This window comes from Stenotrophomonas sp. CC22-02 (assembly GCF_004365115.1).
GTDB classification, from domain to species: Bacteria; Pseudomonadota; Gammaproteobacteria; order Xanthomonadales; family Xanthomonadaceae; genus Stenotrophomonas; species Stenotrophomonas forensis.
This window is the reverse complement of record NZ_SOCO01000001.1, coordinates 355711-375375: the sequence shown is the minus strand read 5'-3', so window position 1 is coordinate 375375 and position 19665 is coordinate 355711. Positions and strand designations below refer to the sequence as shown.

The following is a 19665-nucleotide window of genomic DNA, read 5'->3' as shown; positions in this document are numbered from 1 at the left end:
AATGGATTGCGGGGGTCATGGCCAGCGGCCGGCACGAGCGGAAAGGAGCATCATTGGCGCACGACGTCGATCTCTCCATCGCTGACGTCGGCGACGGCCTGGTAGTCGGCCTCGGCCTCGAAGTCATCCAGCCGCATGCGGCTGCCACTGCCGACCACCGTCACCGGCACGGCATGGAACCGCAGCGGCTCGCCTTCGACCAGGCGGTCGGCATCACGCCCGGGGCTGACCACCCACACCTTGCCCTCGCCGTCGGCGCTGTAGACCTGGGCCTGGCCATCCGGCTCCACGCACAGCGCGGTGTCCTCGTCGACGCCGATACCGACGATGTCGGGGTCGCCACTGTCCTGCGCGGCACGGGCCACGAACACGATGAGGCGGCCAAGGCGGTCGCGCTTGTCGAAGTGGGTGTCGGTGACCACCCGCTGCAGGTAGGGCATCTGCAGGAAACCGCTGTCCATGGTGACCGCGCTGCCCATCGGGTCGGCCAGCGCACCGGCGGAGGTGACACTGCCTCCGTCCATCGCGCCATAGGCATAACCACCGAGGATGGCCAGACCTGCGCTGGTACCGGCGATCGGCTTGCCGGCGCGTACGTGGGCGTTGAGCGCGCGGTTGAGCGCGGTGCCCTTCCAGAAGCGGATGTAGCGCGACTGGTCACCGCCGGCGATGAAGATGGCATCGGCTGCTGCAACCACCCGCAGCACGGCCGGATCGTCAGCGCCGCGGCGGCTGTCGAAGACCAGGGTCTGCACCGCGGTGGTACCGCCAATCTCCCGGTACAGGCGGTCCTGCAGTTCGTCGCGACCGGAGGCACGCAGAATCAGCACGCGGCCGTTGCCGGCCTGCCTGAGCCACCACTGGAATGCCTCCGGCACCCATTCGCCGCCGCCCATCAGCATCATCGCCGGCGCGCGCGGGCCGGGCCTCGGCGCCTCCAGGTCCCCCACTTCGTAGTAGGCGAAACCGGGGCTCTGCAGATCCTGCGCCGGGGTGGCGAGCGGCCAGGCCAGAACCAGGCAGGCCAGCCAGAAGGAGGGCCCTCGCAGGGCGCTGAGGAGGCGTCGCATCTTGATCTCCCTGAACAAAATCGACTTGCAAGCGTTTTCACTCTTTGCCAGATAGAAAGCCAGTAGTCAAGGACATAAAAAAGGCGTTAAATGCGCGCGCCCATTCCGGAAATCTGAATGGGGGACAGGGCCCCTCCTCTGCGGGCCGGCTTCATTTTCGAGAATTCCTCATGCGTAGAAAGGCGATGGCGTGGTCGATCCAGCTGGCGTTGATGGGCGTGGCTGCTTCCGCGGCGGCCCAGGCACCGGCTTCCTCTTCGGTTCAACAACTGGATGCGGTGCAGGTCACCGGTTCGCGCATTCCGCGCGCCCAGGTGGAAGGTCCCGCCCCGATCACGGTGATCAGCGCCGAGCAGATCCGTTCCAGCGGCTTCACCACCGTGCCGGACGTGCTGCGTTCGATGACCCAGAACGGCGGTGAGACCCAGAGCCAGCAATCGTCCAGCGGCGCCGACTTCTCGCCGGGCGCCCAGCAGGTGGACCTGCGCGGCCTTGGCCCGAACCACACGCTGGTGCTGGTCAATGGCCGCCGCATCGCCGACTTCCCGATGCCGTTCAAGGGCCGCAGCAACTTCACCGACGTCTCCAACATTCCGCTTGGCATGATCGAGCGCATCGAAGTGCTGACCGGCAGCGCCTCGGCCATCTACGGTTCCGACGCGATCGCCGGCGTGGTCAACTTCATCCTGAAGAAGAAGGCCGACGGCACCACGATCGACATGCGCATGGGCACTACCAGCGAGGGCGGTGGCGAGTCGTTCGACATGAGCCTGGCCAGCGGCTTCAGCCGCGGCAACTTCAACGCCGTGTACAGCGTTGAGCTGCAATCGCAGACCCCATTGTGGGCCTATGAGCGCGACATCCAGGATTCAACCCAGGACGGCCCCACCGAGGGCTCGCGCATCGCGCGCCGCGCCTACCTGCGCACCGACTACAACGATGACTATCTGGACCCGGGCGCCGCCACCTGCGAGGCGTTGGCCGGGCAGAACCAGGGCAGCACCTACCGCGCCTTCCGCCCGAAGTACGGCTACTACTGTGGCAGCGACGCGTCGATCGGCTACGGCACCATCCTCAGCAAGCGCCGCGGCGCCAATGGCTATGCGTCGCTGAGCTACGACTTCGACAACGGCCAGCAGTGGTTCGCCGACGTGCAGCTGGGTTACCACACGATGTCGCTGATGCGCGACGTCACCAAGTGGGGCCGGATGGATGCCAACGGTGACGAGTCGGGCTACTTCAACAACCAGGCCACCGGCGAAATCGAATTCTGGCAGCGCCAGTTCTCGCCCGAGGAAATGGGCGGCCTGCGCAATGCGATGGTGCGCAGCACGCAGAAGACCTTCAGCGTGACCACCGGCTTCAAGGGCAACCTGGCCGGCAACTGGGACTACGAGGCGGCGCTGAGCCACTCCCAGTACCAGTCGCGGATCAGCTGGGCGCAGATCATCGCCGCCAAGGCCAATGACCTGTTCCTCGGCCCGCAGCTGGGGGTGGACGATGACGGCTTCCCGATCTACAACGCCGACCCGTCGCGCCTGTACCGGCCGCTGACCCGCGCCGAGTACGATTCGATCGCCGCACGCACCACGTATTCGCCGAAGTCGCGCACCGAGACGGCCGCGTTCACCGTAACCAACTCGGCACTGTTCGGCCTGCCGGGCGGCGATGCCGGCTTTGCCGCGACCGTGGAAGTGGGCCAGCAGGCCTACGCGCTGAATCCCGATCCGCTGGCCACCCAGTACTACTACTACAGCTGGAAGGACTCGGACGGCCAGGGCTCGCGCAACCGCTGGGCCACGGCGGCCGAGCTGCGCATGCCGCTGCACGAGACGGTCAACCTGAGCGTGGCTGGTCGCTACGACCAGTACCGCTATTCGGGTCACACCATCGGCAAGGCCACCTGGAGCGGCGGCCTGGAATGGCGCCCGATCGACACCCTGCTGCTGCGTGGTTCGTATGGCACCGCGTTCCGTGCACCGGACCTGCATTACGTGTTCGCCGGCCCGGGCAACGACGAGACCAGCGCCGAAGACCTGTACAGCTGCCGCCTCGAAGGCGCCAGCGACTGTTCCGACTACGAGCGCAACCTGATCCGCAGCCGCACCGGCAACCGCCAGCTCGCCCCGGAAACCAGCACATCGTGGAGTGCCGGCTTCGTCTGGTCGCCGGCCATCGGCCTGGACCTGTCGGTGGACTGGTTCGACATCGACATGCGCAAGCAGGTGCAGGACATGGACGTGCGCACGATCCTGGCCAATGAAGCGAACTGCCGCCTGGTCAGCGCCGACATCAATTCGCCGACCTGCGTGGATGCGCTCGACCGCATCACCCGTACCAGCGATGGCCGCCTGTACGGCGTGCGCGTGGCCCCGATCAACGTTGCCCGCGAGTCCACCTCCGGCATCGACGTGGGCCTGCGCTACCGCCTCCAGACCGGGATCGGCGACTTCATCCTCAACGGTACCCACACCTGGGTGAAGAAGCACGATTTCCAGCGCTACCCGGGCGACCCGACCCTGGACCAGTTCGCGGTCAACAGCGGCTTCGACATCCCGCGTACCAAGACCAGCCTGAGCGTGACCTGGGAGAAGGACGCCTGGTCGGCCACGGTCTACGGCTCGCGCCTGGGCAAGCTGCCGACCTCGGACAACTACGACCAGGTGTTCAAGTGGGACAGCGGTGACAGCCCGTACGTGAAGGCGACCTACCGCTACAACGCGTCGCTGCAGTACCGCTTCGACGACCATTCGCGCCTGTCGCTGTCGGTGGTCAACGTGTTCAACAAGATGCCGCCGAAGGACGCCACGTACACCGCGTACCCCTACTACGACGTGTCCTGGTTCGACAGCGTCGGCCGCACCATCAACCTGCAGTACACCCACAAGTTTGGTGGCAGCGCGCTGTAAGCGCGGGCTGCTGTACTGGATGCAGGAAGGACGGAGGCGCAAGCCTCCGTCTTTTTTTACAGAGTCGCCTCAGGCCCCGACTGCGCCGGCGCTGCAAAGCGCCAGAAAACGCGCACCACGCCCAGCATCTGCCCATGCAACTCGTCATACCGGGCGATGACCTCCGGCGGGAACGATACTCTGCCGCTTGCATCCAGCGGAACCGGCTCCCCCAGCGCGCGGGCCACGTCGATGTAGAAGTGCGACATATCCCCGTACGGGCGCTTGCTGTCCATGAGCATCACCGCCCGACCCAGCACCCGGGTGTTCATGCTTCGCAGCAGCAAAAGATGCTCCGATGACACGGTGATCACTTCGCCGCCGCCGGAGCCACCTGCGGCCTCGGCCAGCACATAGCTGCCAGGCTCAAGCATGCCCTCCAGCATGAAACTGGATGCGATCCGGGAGAGCCGTTCGGCAAAGGCCCTTTCCTCGATGGCGCCTCGCCCAGATGACCCAGGGCAGATGCGAGCCAACGCTGCGTAGGCGATCAGCGCTTCCTCATCTGCAGCATCGACGGCGTCCAGGTAGATACCCTGGCTCTCGCTGAAGTCCGCTTCGGGCCGCAGCCATTTGCGCATTGCACTCAGCATGATGACCTCACTGCACTCCAGTGCTGCCGCGCTTCCTCCGACCTTCTCGGATCGCGCGACCATGGATCGATATCCATAAGCCAGAAGGAGGCCGACGAGAAGGATCGCAACTACCCACCAGTACGCTCGGGGTGCCATGGAGATTCTCCGGATAGCGCGCAGGCATGACATCGCGCCCCCGTATGAGTGGAAGGGTCAGCCGGTAGTCTGAAGCAATACCATCCAGTACTACATGCAATGAATCCGAAATTGATGGCTGCCATGGCATGTGGGTTTTCCACACCACGCGTGGAAAGCGATGGGAACTTGGTGTGGACAAGTGGCCGCGAGGCTTGCAGTGCAGGCGTTTCCGGGTGTGGTGATTTTTTATCCATCACCGTGATTGTTTTCCACACGGGACGTGGAGAGCGATGGGCACTTGATGTGGACAAGTGGGTGCGAGCATTGCGCCGCAGGCGTTTTGAGGCGTGGCGAATTTTTGTCCACGATTCGAAAGCACTGATCGGGGTCGGAGCCCTTTCCTGCGGAAAGGGCTCCGACCCCACGGTTTTCCACATTGGGCGTGGAAAGCGGTGGGGGTTTGGTGTGGACAAGTGCGTGCGAGCCTTGCACCGCAGCCATTCCGGAGCATGGTCAATTTTTGTCCATGCCCGAAACCGATACCGGAAACGCAAACGCCCCGCACAAGGCGGGGCGTCCGGCGTCGATCCGATGCCGCTGGATCAGACGTTGAAGCGGAAGTGCAGCACGTCGCCTTCCTGCACGCGGTATTCCTTGCCTTCCAGGCGCAGGCGACCGGCTTCCTTGGCGCCGGCTTCGCCCTTGTACTTGATGAAGTCGTCATACGCGATGGTTTCAGCGCGGATGAAGCCCTTCTCGAAGTCGGTATGGATGACCGCGGCAGCCTGCGGGGCGGTGGCGCCCTTGCGCACAGTCCACGCGCGCACTTCCTTCACGCCGGCAGTGAAGTAGGTCTGCAGGCCGAGCAGGCTGTAGGCCGCGTTGATCACGCGGTTCAGGCCCGGCTCGCTCAGGCCGAGGTCGGCCAGGAAGGTATCGCGGTCTTCGTCGTCGAGCTGGGACAGCTCTTCTTCGATCGCGGCCGACACCGGCACCACCTGCGCGCCTTCGGCGGCGGCGTGGGCACGCACGGCGTCCAGGTGCGGGTTGTTCTCGAAGCCGTCTTCCAGCACGTTGGCGATGTACATCACCGGCTTCAGGGTCAACAGGAACAGGTCACGCACCAGCGCCTTCTCTTCCTCGTCCAGGCCGACCGAACGACCGGACTTGCCGTCCGACAACGCCGCCTGCAGCTTGGCCAGCACCGGCTTGCGCGCGGCCGCTTCCTTGTCGCCACCCTTGGCGGCGCGCTCGGCGCGGTTCAGGGCCTTCTCGACGCTGTCCAGGTCAGCCAGCGCCAGCTCGGTATCGATGGTTTCGATGTCCGAGATCGGGTCGACCTTGTTGTTGACGTGGATGACGTCGGCGTTCTCGAAGCAGCGCACCACGTGGGTGATCGCATCGACTTCGCGGATATGGGCCAGGAACTTGTTGCCCAGGCCTTCACCGCTGGCGGCGCCGGCCACCAGGCCGGCGATGTCAACGAACTCGACCGCGGTCGGAATGACCTTCTGCGGGTTGATGATGCCCGCCAGTTCGTTCAGGCGCGGGTCCGGCACCGGCACGATGCCGACGTTCGGCTCGATGGTGCAGAACGGGAAGTTCGCCGCGGCGATGCCCGCCTTGGTCAGCGCGTTGAACAGGGTCGACTTGCCGACGTTGGGCAGGCCGACGATGCCGCATTTGATACCCATGGGTGACAGCTCTCTGGGGTGAAAGTGATTGGGAAAGCAGCGGCATGGGTGCTGCTTTTCCAATCATTCTCCGTACCGACCAACGGTCGGTACCTACCGGCGGCCTGTTTCCGTACCGACCAACGGTCGGTACCTACCGGCCGCCTGTTTCCGTACCGACCAACGGTCGGTACCTACCGTTTATTTCGGGGTGTGCAGCCGCTTCATCGCTTCGCTGAAATCACCCTGGACCGCCAGCGGCATCACGTCGATGGCATCGTCGATGGCGCGTGCGATCAGCAGGTCGTCATCCTTGGACGGGCGGCCCAGCACCCAACCCACCACGCGGTCCTTGTGGCCGGGGTGGCCGATGCCCACGCGCAGGCGATGGAACTTGCCGTGGCCGAGCAACCGGATGGTGTCGCGCAGGCCGTTCTGGCCACCGTGGCCGCCGTCGAACTTCAGCCGCGCCACACCGGGCGCCAGGTCCAGTTCGTCGTGAGCCAGCAGGGTTTCCTCCGGCTCGATCTTCCAGAACCGCTGGGCGGCGGTGACCGACTTGCCGCTGAGGTTCATGAAGGTAGCGGGCTTGAGCAGCCACACCGTCTGCCCGGCGATCTCGACCTTGGCGGTCTCACCGAACAGCTTGCTGTCCACATTCCATCGCGCACCGGCCTTTTCAGCCAGGGCCTCAACGAAATGAAACCCGGCATTGTGCCGGGTCCGGGCGTGTTCCGATCCGGGGTTGCCCAGACCGACGATCAGTCGCAGTCCTGCCATGGTTCCTTCCAGAACGGTGCCTGCCCGGAGGCAGGCACCGTCACTGCATTACTCGGCAGCCGGAGCTTCAGCGTCGGCAGCGTCTTCCTTGCCGTGCTTGGCGGTGACGATCGCGTCGTCGTGGTCCTTGCCCAGCGCCAGAGCCGGGATTTCCACGCCCTTCGGCAGCTTGATGTTGGACAGGTACACCACGTCGCCAGCAGCCAGGTCGGCCAGGTCGACTTCGATCGACTCCGGCAGGTCCTTCGGCAGGCAGCTGATGGTCACTTCCTTCAGTTCGTGGGTGACCACGACGTCGGCAGCCTTGCCGGCCGGCGAGGTGTCTTCGTTGATGAAGTGCAGCGGGACCGAAGCGGTCAGGGCTTCGTTCTCGTTCACGCGCTGGAAGTCCAGGTGCATGATCAGCTGCTTGTACGGGTGGCGCTGCATGTCACGCAGCAGGACCTTCTGCACCTGGCCGTCCAGGTTCAGGTCCAGGATCGAGGCATAGAACCACTCGTTCTGCTGGGCCAGCCAGATTTCGTTGTGGTCCAGGCTGATGGCGACCGGCTCGGCGTTGCCGCCGTACACGATGGCCGGGATCACACCGGCGTGACGCAGGCGGCGGCTCGCACCCTTACGCTGCAGTTCACGCTTGGTGACCTTGATTTCATGGGTCTTCGACATTTTCGACTACTCAGGTTGTTGCCGCGCCTTGCGGCGTGGCGGTTGAAGATGCTTCCGCGACCAGAAGCATCCGGGGCATGCCCCCACCGTTGCCGGCGGGGGCGAAAACTCAATCGACGTACAGCGAGCTGACCGACTCGCCGAAGGCGATGCGGCGCATCGTTTCGGCCAGCATTTCCGCCACGCTCAGCTGGCGGATCTTGCTGCACACCCGCGCGGCGTCCTTCAGCGGGATGGTGTCGGTCACCACCAGCTCGTCGAGCTGGGAATTGGTGATGTTGTCCACCGCCGGGCCGGACAGCACCGCGTGGGTGCAGTAGGCGGCAACCTTGAGCGCACCGCGCGCCTTGAGGGCAGCGGCAGCGGCGCACAGGGTGCCGGCGGTATCGACGATGTCATCGACCATCACGCAGGTCTTGCCTTCGACGTCACCGATGATGTTCATCACGGTGGAGACGTTGGCGCGCGGGCGGCGCTTGTCGATGATCGCCAGGTCGGCGTCATCCAGGCGCTTGGCCACCGCACGGGCGCGGACCACGCCACCCACGTCCGGCGAGACGACGATCAGGTTCTCGGTGCCGTAGGCGCGCCAGATGTCGGCCAGCAGCAGCGGAGAGGCGTACACGTTGTCGACCGGAATATCGAAGAAACCCTGGATCTGGTCGGCGTGCAGGTCGACGGTCAGCACGCGATCAGCGCCAGCGGTGCTGAACATCTTGGCCGCCAGCTTGGCGGTGATCGGCACGCGCGAGGAACGCATGCGGCGATCCTGGCGCGAGTAACCGAAGTACGGCACCACGGCGGTCACGCTGGCCACCGATGCGCGCTTGAGCGCGTCGATCAGCACCAGCAGTTCCATCAGGTTTTCCGCGCTCGGCGCGCAGGTCGGCTGGATCACGAACACGTCCTGCTTGCGGACGTTCTCTTCGATTTCCACCTGCACTTCACCATCGGAGAAGTGCGAGACCAGCGCCTTGCCCGGGCGAACCCCCAGTTCCTTGCAGATGTTCTGCGCCAGACGTTTGTTGGCGTTGCCGGAAAAGACCAGCAGGTTCGGGGACTCTTGCATCATGATTGTCTCGGGCGGGGACGAGTGGCGGGGATCCGGAGTCGGCAAGGACCCTCATGGACCCTTGCTGCTGACAACACCGCGGTTGTTTCCACGTCCCGCGCAGGCGATGCGCTGGAAGGCGCGGACACAGCCGCTATTGGCAGGGGCGGTAGGATTCGAACCTACGAATGCCAGGATCAAAACCTGGTGCCTTGGGCCTCTTGGCGACGCCCCTGCATTGATAAATCAGTGTTGCTCGAGTGCATCCAGCAGTGGCGAACGCGCAACGCCCGCTGCCACCCTTGCCCGCAACTCCTTCGGCAACTTCGACCGTCCCTGCTCTGCGGCAGCCTGCGATGCGAACTCGACGAAACAACCACTTCCCGAACCGGTCAGCCGCGCGGAGCCGATGCCGCTCAACGCTGCGAGCGCGGCCTCGACGGCAGGCTCACGGCGGCGCAGCACCGGTTCGAACGCGTTCCCGACCAGGGTCCCGGAAGCGAAGTCCTCTATTTTCGCCACTGGGCTGTCGCGCGTCAAATCCGGGTCTGCGAACAGGGCCGGCGTGGGAACATGAACGCCCGGCTCGACCACCACATACCAGGCCGGCGCCAGCGTGATCGGCTGCAGCCGCTCGCCTACCCCCTCGGCCCAGGCGTTGCGGCCACGTACGAACACCGGCACGTCGGCCCCCAGGCGCAGGCCGAGCGCGGCCAGCGCGTCTTCGTCCAGGCCGGCCTGCCAGAGCCGGTTCAACACGACCAGTACGGTGGCCGCATCCGAGGAGCCACCGCCGAAACCGCCACCGGCGGAAACATGCTTTTCGACGATGATGTCCGCGCCTTGCGCGACATTGGCTGCCTCTTTCAGCAACCTGGCGGCACGCACCGCCAGGTCATCGGCCTCGGCCACGCCCGCCAGGCCGTCGCCCTGCCGGCGCACCTGGCCGTCTTCACGCAGGCGCAGGCCGATGCGATCACCCCAGTCCAGCAGGCGGAACACGGTCTGCAGCTCGTGGTAGCCATCAGCCCGGCGGCCGGTGATGTGCAGGAACAGGTTCAGCTTGGCCGGGGCCGGCCACCAGGACCAGCCCGCGTCGTCGGCTGCAGCCTTCATGGCGCGCCCGGCCCCCACTGGTCCACCAGCAGGCGCACCTTGGCGTCGCCATTGCTGGCCTCGATCCGGCGCGGCAGCGCCGGGCGCGCGGCCTCGGCCGGGTACCAGTCCAGGTACTGCACCTGCCAGCCCATCTGCTGCATGCGGCGCGGGCGGCCTTCACCGTCACGCTCGACCTTCTCCGGACCGGCGGCATCGCCGGCCACCAGGCCACGGATCCAGTCCGGCAACTGGTTGACCGGGATGTCCCAGCCAGTCGCTTCCAGCAACAGCTGCTGGGCATCCTCGCCATCACGCGGCCCCCCGGCCAGTCCTTCCAGGCGGCCGGCCTCGGAATGGGTATCGCCGGTCAGCTTCCAGCTCTGCCGGGTCACCGGCGCGCTCAGCTCAACCACGTAGCGGCGCCCGTCCTGCTTCCAGTCGATGCGACCGCTGCCACCGTCCTTGCCCTTGCTGACCGCGACCCGGCCCTGGAAAGCCCAGTCCGGCTGTGCCTGCAGCGCCGCCACGCGCGCGGCCTCGGCCTGCGCGGCCTCGGCCGACACCGTCTCGACCACGGCCGGGGCCGGCGTCTTCTGCGTGCCCACCGTCGTGCACGCGCTGACCGCCAGGGTCACGGCCGCCAACAGCAGCGGCCGGATAAGGGAAACACTCATGGATTGAATTTCTCGCGGGCGCGCAGCAGCGCGCGGTTCTCGGGATCGAGCTTGGCCGCTTCCTCGAAGAAGTGGCGGGCCTCGTCATGCTTGCCCAGCACCCACAGCACCTCACCGACATGGGCGGCGATCTCCGGGTCCTTGGCCAGGGTCCAGGCACGGCGCAGCTGCACCAGGGCCTCTTCCTTGCGGCCCAGGCGGTACAACACCCAGCCGTAGCTGTCGACGATGGCCGCGTTGTCCGGCTCGGCCACGCGGGCACGGTCGATCAGCTCCAGCGCCTCCTGCAGACGGCCGGTACGGTCGGCCAGGGTGTAGCCCAGCGCGTTCAGTGCCGGCACGTTCTCGGGGTCGGTCACCAGGATCTTGCGCAGGTCAGCCTCGGCTCGCGGAATGTCGTCACGACGCTCCCAGGTGAGCGCACGGGCGTACAGCAGCCCGTTGTCATCCGGGTAGGCCGCCAGGCCGCGGGCCAGCGCGTCCAGTTCCCCAGCACTGTCGTCGGCGCGCTGGCGCAGCTCGGCCTCCAGCAGGTAGGCATCGCGGCGCACATCGTCGTCGACCACGGCGTCGGACTGGATCGCGTGCACTTCATCCAGCGCCAGCGGCAGGCGCCCGGCCAACGCCTGCGCATTGGCCGCACGCAGGCGCGCCTCGCTCAGCTCATCGCCACCGGGCACGCTGTGGTACCACTGCACCGCCTCGGGATAGCGCTTCAGGTATTCGGCGATCTTTCCGAGCAGCAGGCGCTGCGCCGGGTCCGGCTTGGCCGCCTGCCGTGACAGTTCGTTGTACAGGTTGGACAGCGCCGCCTTGTCGCCCTGCTTGGCCAGCAGCGAGGCGCGCATGCCCCAGGTCTGCACGTCCTGCGGGCCGAACGCCAGCACCCGCTCGGCCGCGGACGGCTGGCCGAGGCTGTCATAGGCGATGGCGACCGCGTTGCGCAGTTCCGGGTCCTGGCGGGTCTTCGGCTCGACGTCGTGCAGCAGCGACAACGCCTTGTCGGTCTCGCCCGCCTGCTGCAGCTGGCTGGCACGCAGCAGCGCCACGCGCGGCTCCTCGGGGAAGCGCTTGACCACTTCGTCGATCATGCGCCGCGCCAGCTCGGGCTTGTCCATGCGCAGGGCCAGGCGGCCGAACTCCTGCCAAGCCTCGATCTTCGGCGGAATGGCGTTGGCATCGACCAGCTCACCCAGCACCTGCGCCGGCACCGCCGGATCGCGGCCTCCGCCGATCAGCGCGGCCAGCGCGAACTTCCATCCGCGTTCATCAGGGTCGACCAGCAACGCCTGCAGGTCGCCACGCGCGGCCTTCACATCGCCCTGGCGCATGGCCAGCGCAGCGGCGGCACTGCGCATGGTCAGCGAGCTGGGCGCGCGCTGCTGCCACAGGGCCAGGCCCTTGGCGGCGCTGTCATCGTCGTTGGCGAGCATGGAAATGCGGGTCGCGCGCTCGGCCAGGCCTGCGTCGCCGTCGGTCTGCTGGGCCGCCTGCAGGTACCCGCGTGCGGCCTCGGCCAGCTTGCCGGCCTGCAGCGCGAACTCACCGGCCATCACCGGTTCCAGCGCCAGTTCCTCAGTGGCCGCGGCCCGTACGGGCGCCTTGGGCGGCACTGCTGCCAGGGCCTGGCCGCAGGCCAAGGACAGCAGCAGAACACTGGGGATGCGAATCAATGCGGGCATCGTCGGCATCGGGGCCTTAAAATGTCGTCCAATGGCCAGCAGCTTATCGCAAGCAACTGAACAATGACCCTGTGGGTGCTCGGACTGAATCACCAGACCGCACCGGTAGAGCTGCGCGAGCGCGCGGCCTTCGCCGGTGAGGCGTTGCCGCGCGCGCTCGGTTCGCTGCGCGATACCCCGCAGATCGCCGAGGCAGTGCTGCTGTCCACCTGCAACCGCACCGAGCTGTACGCCGTGGCCGATTCGGCGCAGGCGCTGGACCAGTGGCTGCATGCCCAGGCCGGCGACCTGCAGGGCTATCTGTACCAGCACGCCGACGCCGATGCGGTGCGCCACCTGTTCCGGGTCGCCACCGGGCTGGATTCGATGGTGCTGGGCGAACCACAGATCCTGGGCCAGGTGAAGGATGCCTGGTCGATCGCGCGTGAACACGGCCTGCTCGGCCAGCGCCTGGACCGCCTGTTCCAGCAGACCTTCTCGGTGGCCAAGCGCGCCCGCACCGATACCCAGGTTGGCGCCAATCCCGTCTCGGTGGCGTCGGCTGCGGTGCGCCTGGCGCAGAACGCGTTCGCGCGCCTGGACGATTCCACCGTGCTGCTGGTCGGTGCCGGCGAGACCATCGAACTGGCCGCGCGGCACCTGAGCGAGGGCAAGGTCCGGCGGCTGCTGATCGCCAACCGCACCCTCGCCCACGCGCAGGAACTGGCCACCCGCCATGGCGGGGTGGCCCTGCCGCTGACCGAACTGGACCGCCATCTGGGCGAGGCCGATGTGGTGTTCTCGGCCACCGCCGCACGCGAACCGGTGATCCATCGCGAGATGGTGGCCAAGGCGCTGCGTGCGCGCCGGCACAAGCCGATGCTGCTGTTCGACCTGGCCGTGCCGCGCGACATCGAGGCCGAGGTCGGCACGCTCAATGACGCCTTCCTCTACACCGTCGACGACCTCGAACGCGCGGTGGAAGACAACCGCCGTGGCCGCCGCGAGGCAGCCGCCGAGGCCGAAGCCATCATCGACCTGCAGGTGTCGCGCTTCATCGAGACCCAGCAGGCCAGCGCCCACCAGGCACCGCTGCGGCAGCTGCGCGCATTCGGCGAGGCCACCCGCACCGAGCTGCTGGAGCGCGCCCGCCAGCAGCTGGCCAACGGCAAGCCGGCCGACGAAGTACTGGAACTGCTGGCCCACGGCCTGACCAACCGATTGCTGCATCCACCGACCGCTGCCCTGCGCGCCGCCGCGCTGAGCGGCGATGCCGACCTGACCCGCGCCGCCGAGCGCCTGTTCCCGGCCACGCCGGGTTACCGCCACCCACCCGTGAGACCCGATGACGCCGACCCTGCGCCGTAAGCTGGAAGCGCTGGCCGAGCGCCGCGAAGAACTGGAACGCCTGCTCGCCGAACCCGATGTGGTCGCCGACAACACCCGTTTCCGCGACCTTTCGCGCGAATTCGCCCAACTTGAACCGGTCGCTGCTGCACTCGCCGATGAAGCCCGCGCCAAGGCCGACCTGGCCGCCGCCGAAGGCATGCGTGCCGACCCCGACCTGCGCGAGCTGGCCGACGAGGAAATCTCCGCCGCGCAGACGCGCCTGCAGCAACTGGAACAGGAGCTGGCGCTGCTGCTGGTGCCGCGCGACCCACGTGACGAAGGCAACCTGTTCCTGGAAGTGCGCGCTGGCACCGGCGGCGACGAAGCAGCGATCTTTGCCGGCGACCTGTTCCGCATGTACGCCCGCTACGCCGAGCGCCAGGGCTGGAAGGTCGAGATCGAGTCGGACAACCCGGGCGAACACGGCGGCTACAAGGAAGTGGTGGCGCGCGTGGTCGGCCGTGGTGCGTTCTCGCGCCTGAAATTCGAATCGGGCACGCACCGCGTGCAGCGCGTGCCGGCCACCGAATCGCAGGGCCGCATCCACACATCGGCGGCCACTGTGGCGATCATTCCCGAGGCCGACGAGGTCGATGACATCGTCATCAACCCGGCCGACCTGAAGGTGGATACGTTCCGCTCGTCCGGTGCCGGCGGCCAGCACGTCAACAAGACCGAGTCGGCGATCCGCATCACCCACGTGCCGACCGGCGTGGTGGTGGAGTGCCAGACCGAGCGCAGCCAGCACGCCAACCGTGACAAGGCGATGAAGCGACTGAAAGCGCAGCTGCTCGATGCCGAGCGCCAGCGACAGGACGCCGCGCAGGCCGAGTCGCGGCGCCTGCAGGTCGGCAGCGGCGATCGCAGCCAGCGCATCCGCACCTACAACTTCCCGCAGGGCCGGATCACCGACCACCGTGTGGAAGGCTTGACCCTGTACGACCTGCCCAACATCCTGGCCGGCGACCTCGACCCGCTGCTGCAGCGGCTCAGCCACGAACACCAGGTCGACGCCCTGGCCCAGCTGTCGGCGGGCTGAGCACGATGTCGGCCTGGCAGCAGCGACAGCACCTGCAGCAGGCGATCGCACGCCAGCCCGGCGATTTCGTCGCCTGGGTGATGCTGGCCGACGTGGAACTGGAAGCCGGCGACATCGCCGCCGGCGAACAGGCCGCACGACGCGCGCTGCAGCTGCGCCCGAACCATCCCGAAGCGCTGGCGCGCCTGGGCCGCGTGGCATGGATGGCCGGCGCGCATGCCGACGCCGCGACGCTGCTTGGCCAGGCGGCCGCTCTGGCACCGCAGCACCCGGGCATCGCGCTGTGGCTGGGCCACGCGCTGGAAGATGCCGATGATGCCGAGGGCGCGGCGGCGGCGTATCGACGCGCGCACGCACTGATGCCGTCCGAGCCGTACATCGCCGCACAACGTCTGGCCTGGCAGCGTCGCCTGTGCGACTGGCAGGACGTGGACGCGCTGGCCGCGCAGGTGCGCAGTGCACTCGCCTCCGGACAAGGTGTGGTCGAACCATTCGCCTTCCTCAGCGAAGACGCCTCCGCCGCCGAGCAGCTGGCCTGTGCCCGCACCCGTGCATCTGCCGTAGCCGCTTCGGCGCGACCGTTGCCAGCGGTAACGGTGCGCACCCGGGGCCCGTTGCGGGTGGGTTTCCTCTCCAACGGATTCGGCGCCCATCCCACCGGGCTGCTGACCGTAGCCCTGCTCGAGCAGCTGCGCGACGACCCTGCGCTGCAGCTGCATCTGTTCGCACTGAACCGCGACGATGGCAGCCGCATCCGCCAACGACTGCAGGCGGCGACGCAGCTGCACGACGTGGCCGGCCTGCGTCATGCCGACACGGCCACCCGCATCCGCGGGCAAGGCATCGACCTGTTGTTCGACCTGCGCGGCTGGGGCGGCGGCGGCACGCCGGAAGTGCTGGCCATGCGCCCTGCCCCGCTGCAGCTGAACTGGCTGGCCTACCCGGGCACGTCTGGAGCGCCGTGGATGGATGCAGTGATCGGTGATGACTTCACCCTTCCGCCATCACTGGAACCGCACTACAGCGAACGCGTGCTGCGCCTGCCGCGCGCCTTCCAGCCTTCGGACAACACCCGTGTGCTGGAGTCCGCACCGACGCGTGCCGAGTGCGGCCTGCCCGAACGCGGCGTGGTGTTCTGCTGCTTCAACAACAGCTACAAGCTCAACCCGCGCAGCATGGGCCGCGCCTTCGCCGTACTGCAGGCGGTGCCTGGCAGCGTGCTGTGGCTGCTGTCCGGCCCAGGCCAGGCCGATGCACGCCTGCGGGCGGCTGCGCAGAACGCGGGCCTGGACCCGGCACGCCTGGTGTTCATGGCCAAGCTGCCGCATCCGCAGTACCTGGCCCGCTATCAGCTGGCCGATCTGTTCCTCGACACGCATCCGTACAACGCGCACACCACTGCGTCCGACGCGCTGTGGGCCGGCTGTCCGGTGTTGACCTGTCCTGGCGATACCTTCGCCGCGCGCGTAGCCGGCAGCCTCAACCACCATCTCGGCCTGGCCCAGATGAACGTCGCCGATGATGCAGCGTTCATCGCCACCGCCAGTGCGTTGGGCAACGACCCAGCGGCACTGGCCACGCTGCGTGCCGAGCTGGCGCAGGCACGCGGCCACAGCGGCCTGTTCGACATGGGCGGGTTCGCCCGCGACCTGTCAGCGCTGCTGCAGAGGCTGGCCAGTGAGCACGGCTGGCGCGGCGTCGACAGAACCTGAGCGCCACCTGCGCTACGCTCGGGCTACCTTCCCGCGTGGTGTGACGATGGCAAAGCTCAAGCGCAAGGAGTACGACGAACTGCTGCTGCCGCTGCAGCTGGAACTGACCGCGATGGCGCGTTGGGTGCAGCACAGCGGCCAGCGCCTGCTGGTGCTGTTCGAAGGCAGGGATACGGCCGGCAAGGGTGGCGCGATCCAGGCCATCAGCCAGCATCTCAACCCCCGCCAGTGCCGGGTGGTGGCCTTGCCCAAGCCTACCGACCGTGAAGCCACGCAGTGGTACTTCCAACGTTATGCATCGCACCTTCCCGCCGCCGGCGAGATCGTGCTGATGGACCGCAGCTGGTACAACCGCGCCGGCGTCGAGCGGGTGATGGGGTACTGCAGCGAGACCGAGTACCAGCAGTTCCTGCGCCAGGCGCCGGTGTTTGAACAGCTGCTGGTGGACGACGGCATCCTGTTGTTCAAGTACTGGCTGTGCGTGGACCAGGCGCAGCAGGAAAAGCGCTTTGCCGAGCGCCACATCGATCCACTGAAGGGCTGGAAGCTGTCGCCGGTCGACCTGAAGTCGCGTAGCAAGTACAGCGCCTATACCGAAGCGCGCGAGGCGATGCTGCGTGCGACCCATCGCGAAGGTGCACCGTGGACGCTGGTGGATTTCAACGACCAGCGGCTGGGCCGGCTGACCCTGGTGCGCAACCTGCTGGACCGGTTGCCGGACACCCGGGTGGATGCGCCGTTGCCGGACCTGCCGAAGCTGAAGGGCAAGCTGCATCGCGAGCACTACGATGTGCTGAAGCCGATCGAGGATTTCCCGGTCGAGGAATAAGGTGGTTCGGCAGGGCTGCGCCCTGCACCTGCAGAAGCCTTAAAGCAACGGCCGAAGCAACAGCAGAAGCAGGCATTACGTGGGATGGCGGGGCGGTGCCGGAGTGCGGGGACGCCGTGAACCCATCCCTGGGGGCTTGGCCGCGGCATCCATGCCGCGGACACCCCGCACTCCGGCACCGCCCCACCTCTGACAGATTTCTGCGATCTGATGGATCCACTCTGTGTGTGGATGAATCCCAATCAAAATCGAATATTTCGACAGTTGAATGAAGAGCATCCACGCATGGCGTGGATCTACTGCAGGTCGCGAGAAACTGTCGAAGGCGGGGTGGGTCCGGTTGCGGGAGTGTCCGCGGCATGGATGCCGCGGCCAAGCCCCCATGGATGGGTTTACGGCGTCTCCCGCAACCGGACCCACCCCGCCATCCCAAGGAATGCGCGCTTTTGACGTTGACGTTGACGTTGATCCAGCGGGTGCAGGGCCGCAGGCCCTGCCGATCCACCCGCTACCTGGCAGCGGCGATCTGCTTTTCGATGTCGGCGGCCGTCACCGGGCCGAGGAAGCTGTGCGCCAGCTTGCCCTGCGGATCGATGAGATGCGTCAGCGGCAGGCCACGCGGTGTGGCGAAATCGGCCGGCGGATCGAACGGATCGACGATCACGATCGGATAGGTCACCGGATGCTTGGTCAGGAACGCCCGCATCTCCGGCGCTTCGATGTCCTCATACGCCAGGCCGACCACTTCGATGTTGCTGCGCATCGCATGCAGCGCCGACAGCTCCGGCATCTCCTTGCGGCACGGCGCGCACCAGGTCGCCCAGAAATTCACCACCACCCACTTGCCGCGGTGCGCGGCCAGGTCGTAGTCGCTGCCATCCACCGCCTTCATCTTCAGCGTCGGGAACTCGGCGGTGGTGCGTTCGGCCGGGGTCTCTTCGACCGGTGCAGGCGTGCTCGGTGCCGGTGCCTGCGCCGGCGGCTGGCTGCTGGACGGGGTCGGTTCCTGCGCCGGCTTGCAGGCGGCAAGGGCCAGCGCCAGGGCCAGCGGGAGCAGCAGCAACGGGGTCTTGCGGGTCATGGCGTGTCTCCGGAATCAGTATAGATATCGCTGACCTTGCGCTTGAGGCGTTCGCGCAGGGGCAGTCGCAGGTCGTCCAGTGCCGCCAGGGCGGCCCGGCCCAGGCTGTCGTCGCGGTACGGCAGGTGCTGCTCGGCTACCGGGATGCGCAGCTGGGTGCATTCGTACAGGTCGGCCAGGCTGACCTGGTCCAGGTCTCGCGACAGCAGCCACTCGCCTTGCTCGTCGCGGCGCAGCAGGCCGATCTCCTGCAGGTTGCAGGCCAGGTCATGCAGCAGGGAGTCCGTCAGCATCGGCTCCAGCCGCAGGATTTCATCATCGGCCAGGCCCCTGCCCTTCAAGCGTGCATGGTGGAAGCGGCCGAGCAGGCGCAGCAGGCCGTAGAACTCGTAGCCCTGCGGCAGGCGCAGCTCCACCGGCTGGTAGCGGAAGGCGGCCATCGACGAGGACAACGACGCGCCCAGCAGCACGGCCACCCAGCACAGGTAGATCCACAGCAGCAGGATCGGCACGAAGGCGACCGTGCCATACAGCTTCTGGTAGGACTGGAAGCTGCCCAGGTAGGCGCCGATGCCCCACTTCACCAGTTCCAGGATCACCGCGGCCAGGATCGCGCCGGGCACCGCGTGCCGCCATTTCACGGTGTGGTGCGGCACCACCCGGAACATCAGCGTGATGCACACGAACTCGATCAGGATCGGTGCCAGCCGTAGTGCCAGTTCGGCCAGCCAGCGGCCCTCCTGTGTGCCGAACAGCGGCATCGCGAACACCCGCGCCGATACCGCCAGCGAGGCGGCCGCCAGCATCGCGCCCAGGGTCAGTACGGTCCAGTAGACCAGGAAGCGGGTCAGCTTGGGCCGGGTCGAACCGACCCGCCAGATCTGGTTGAAGGTCTCTTCAACACTGTTGAGGGTGATCAGCAGCGACACCACCAGCGCGATGAAGCCGGCCGCGGTCAGCTGGCCGGCACTGGCCGAGAACTGCCGCAGGTAGCCCTCGGCCGCACGTGCGGCGTTGGGTACGAAGTTGGAGAAGACGTAATCGCTGAGCTGGTCGCTCCAGCGGTCGAAGACAGGGAAGGCCGAGAGCACGCCGAACACCACGATCGCCAGCGGCACCAGCGCGAACACCGTGGTGTACGCCAGCGCCGCCGCTGCCTGGAACAGGCGGTCGTCGAGGAAGCGATGCCACAGGAAGCGGCCGAAACTGATGGCCCGTGCGCGATCCCGCGCGCGCTCCATCCACAGGTTGAGCGTATCCAAAGGTTCCATCGGCGAAAGG

Annotated in this window: 16 protein-coding genes and 1 tRNA gene; 5 read left to right on the top strand and 12 right to left on the bottom strand. The window is 67.0% G+C overall.

What is annotated here, in order from left to right; genetic code table 11:
• Positions 1-50 precede the first annotated feature (50 nt).
• Positions 51-1070, bottom strand: coding sequence for a cyanophycinase (locus N440_RS01675; protein ID WP_133933897.1), 1020 nt, complete (start codon positions 1068-1070; stop codon positions 51-53).
• Between the two features lie 170 nt (positions 1071-1240).
• Here N440_RS01675 and N440_RS01670 point away from each other — a divergent pair, with 170 nt between their 5' ends.
• Positions 1241-3979, top strand: a complete 2739-nt coding sequence (locus N440_RS01670; protein ID WP_133933896.1) for a TonB-dependent receptor — start codon at positions 1241-1243, stop codon at positions 3977-3979.
• Between the two features lie 56 nt (positions 3980-4035).
• On the opposite strand, the gene N440_RS01665 is transcribed toward N440_RS01670, so the two are convergent.
• The 9 genes from N440_RS01665 to N440_RS01625 form a co-directional block, all read right to left on the bottom strand.
• Positions 4036-4674 carry a hypothetical protein gene (locus tag N440_RS01665; RefSeq protein WP_133933895.1) on the bottom strand — a complete coding sequence of 213 codons (639 nt, stop codon included), beginning with the start codon at positions 4672-4674 and terminating at the stop codon, positions 4036-4038.
• Between the two features lie 659 nt (positions 4675-5333).
• Positions 5334-6425 carry a redox-regulated ATPase YchF gene (gene ychF, locus N440_RS01660; RefSeq protein WP_004154474.1) on the bottom strand — a complete coding sequence of 364 codons (1092 nt, stop codon included), beginning with the start codon at positions 6423-6425 and terminating at the stop codon, positions 5334-5336.
• Between the two features lie 180 nt (positions 6426-6605).
• Entirely contained in the window at positions 6606-7184 is a 579-nt protein-coding gene (pth, locus tag N440_RS01655) for an aminoacyl-tRNA hydrolase (RefSeq protein WP_133933894.1), read from the bottom strand.
• A gap of 48 nt (positions 7185-7232) precedes the next feature.
• The gene (locus tag N440_RS01650; RefSeq protein ID WP_008268775.1) at positions 7233-7850 is read right to left on the bottom strand and encodes a 50S ribosomal protein L25/general stress protein Ctc; all 618 of its coding nucleotides are present in this window, start codon (positions 7848-7850) and stop codon (positions 7233-7235) included.
• Between the two features lie 109 nt (positions 7851-7959).
• On the bottom strand, positions 7960-8919 hold the full coding sequence (locus tag N440_RS01645; protein WP_005415400.1) for a ribose-phosphate diphosphokinase: 960 nt from the start codon (positions 8917-8919) through the stop codon (positions 7960-7962).
• Between the two features lie 140 nt (positions 8920-9059).
• Positions 9060-9136, bottom strand: a tRNA-Gln gene (locus N440_RS01640).
• A gap of 11 nt (positions 9137-9147) precedes the next feature.
• On the bottom strand, positions 9148-10017 hold the full coding sequence (ispE, locus tag N440_RS01635) for a 4-(cytidine 5'-diphospho)-2-C-methyl-D-erythritol kinase (protein ID WP_133933893.1): 870 nt from the start codon (positions 10015-10017) through the stop codon (positions 9148-9150).
• Entirely contained in the window at positions 10014-10673 is a 660-nt protein-coding gene (gene lolB / locus N440_RS01630) for a lipoprotein insertase outer membrane protein LolB (RefSeq protein WP_133933892.1), read from the bottom strand. Before lolB ends, ispE begins: the two co-directional genes overlap by 4 nt.
• A complete protein-coding gene (locus N440_RS01625) occupies positions 10670-12355 on the bottom strand; it encodes a tetratricopeptide repeat protein (RefSeq protein ID WP_208322775.1) in 1686 nt (561 codons plus the stop codon). The genes lolB and N440_RS01625 overlap by 4 nt, the downstream gene beginning before the upstream one ends.
• A gap of 63 nt (positions 12356-12418) precedes the next feature.
• Between N440_RS01625 and hemA the strand changes: the two genes are divergently transcribed.
• Genes hemA through ppk2 form a run of 4 tightly spaced genes read left to right on the top strand, consistent with a single transcriptional unit; the run spans position 12419 to position 17303 of the window.
• The gene (gene hemA / locus N440_RS01620) at positions 12419-13702 is read left to right on the top strand and encodes a glutamyl-tRNA reductase (RefSeq protein ID WP_133933890.1); all 1284 of its coding nucleotides are present in this window, start codon (positions 12419-12421) and stop codon (positions 13700-13702) included.
• On the top strand, positions 13680-14762 hold the full coding sequence (gene prfA, locus N440_RS01615; protein ID WP_133933889.1) for a peptide chain release factor 1: 1083 nt from the start codon (positions 13680-13682) through the stop codon (positions 14760-14762). Before hemA ends, prfA begins: the two co-directional genes overlap by 23 nt.
• A 5-nt stretch (positions 14763-14767) precedes the next feature.
• Entirely contained in the window at positions 14768-16474 is a 1707-nt protein-coding gene (locus tag N440_RS01610) for a tetratricopeptide repeat protein (protein ID WP_133933888.1), read from the top strand.
• 46 nt (positions 16475-16520) lie between these two features.
• Positions 16521-17303, top strand: a complete 783-nt coding sequence (gene ppk2 / locus N440_RS01605; protein ID WP_133933887.1) for a polyphosphate kinase 2 — start codon at positions 16521-16523, stop codon at positions 17301-17303.
• Positions 17304-17811: 508 nt separating this feature from the next.
• On the opposite strand, the gene N440_RS01595 is transcribed toward ppk2, so the two are convergent.
• Together N440_RS01595 and N440_RS01590 are read right to left on the bottom strand one after the other, a co-directional pair.
• A complete protein-coding gene (locus tag N440_RS01595) occupies positions 17812-18384 on the bottom strand; it encodes a TlpA disulfide reductase family protein (protein ID WP_133933885.1) in 573 nt (190 codons plus the stop codon).
• Positions 18381-19655, bottom strand: coding sequence for a YihY family inner membrane protein (locus N440_RS01590; protein WP_004154462.1), 1275 nt, complete (start codon positions 19653-19655; stop codon positions 18381-18383). Before N440_RS01590 ends, N440_RS01595 begins: the two co-directional genes overlap by 4 nt.
• Between the last annotated feature and the right edge of the window lie 10 nt (positions 19656-19665).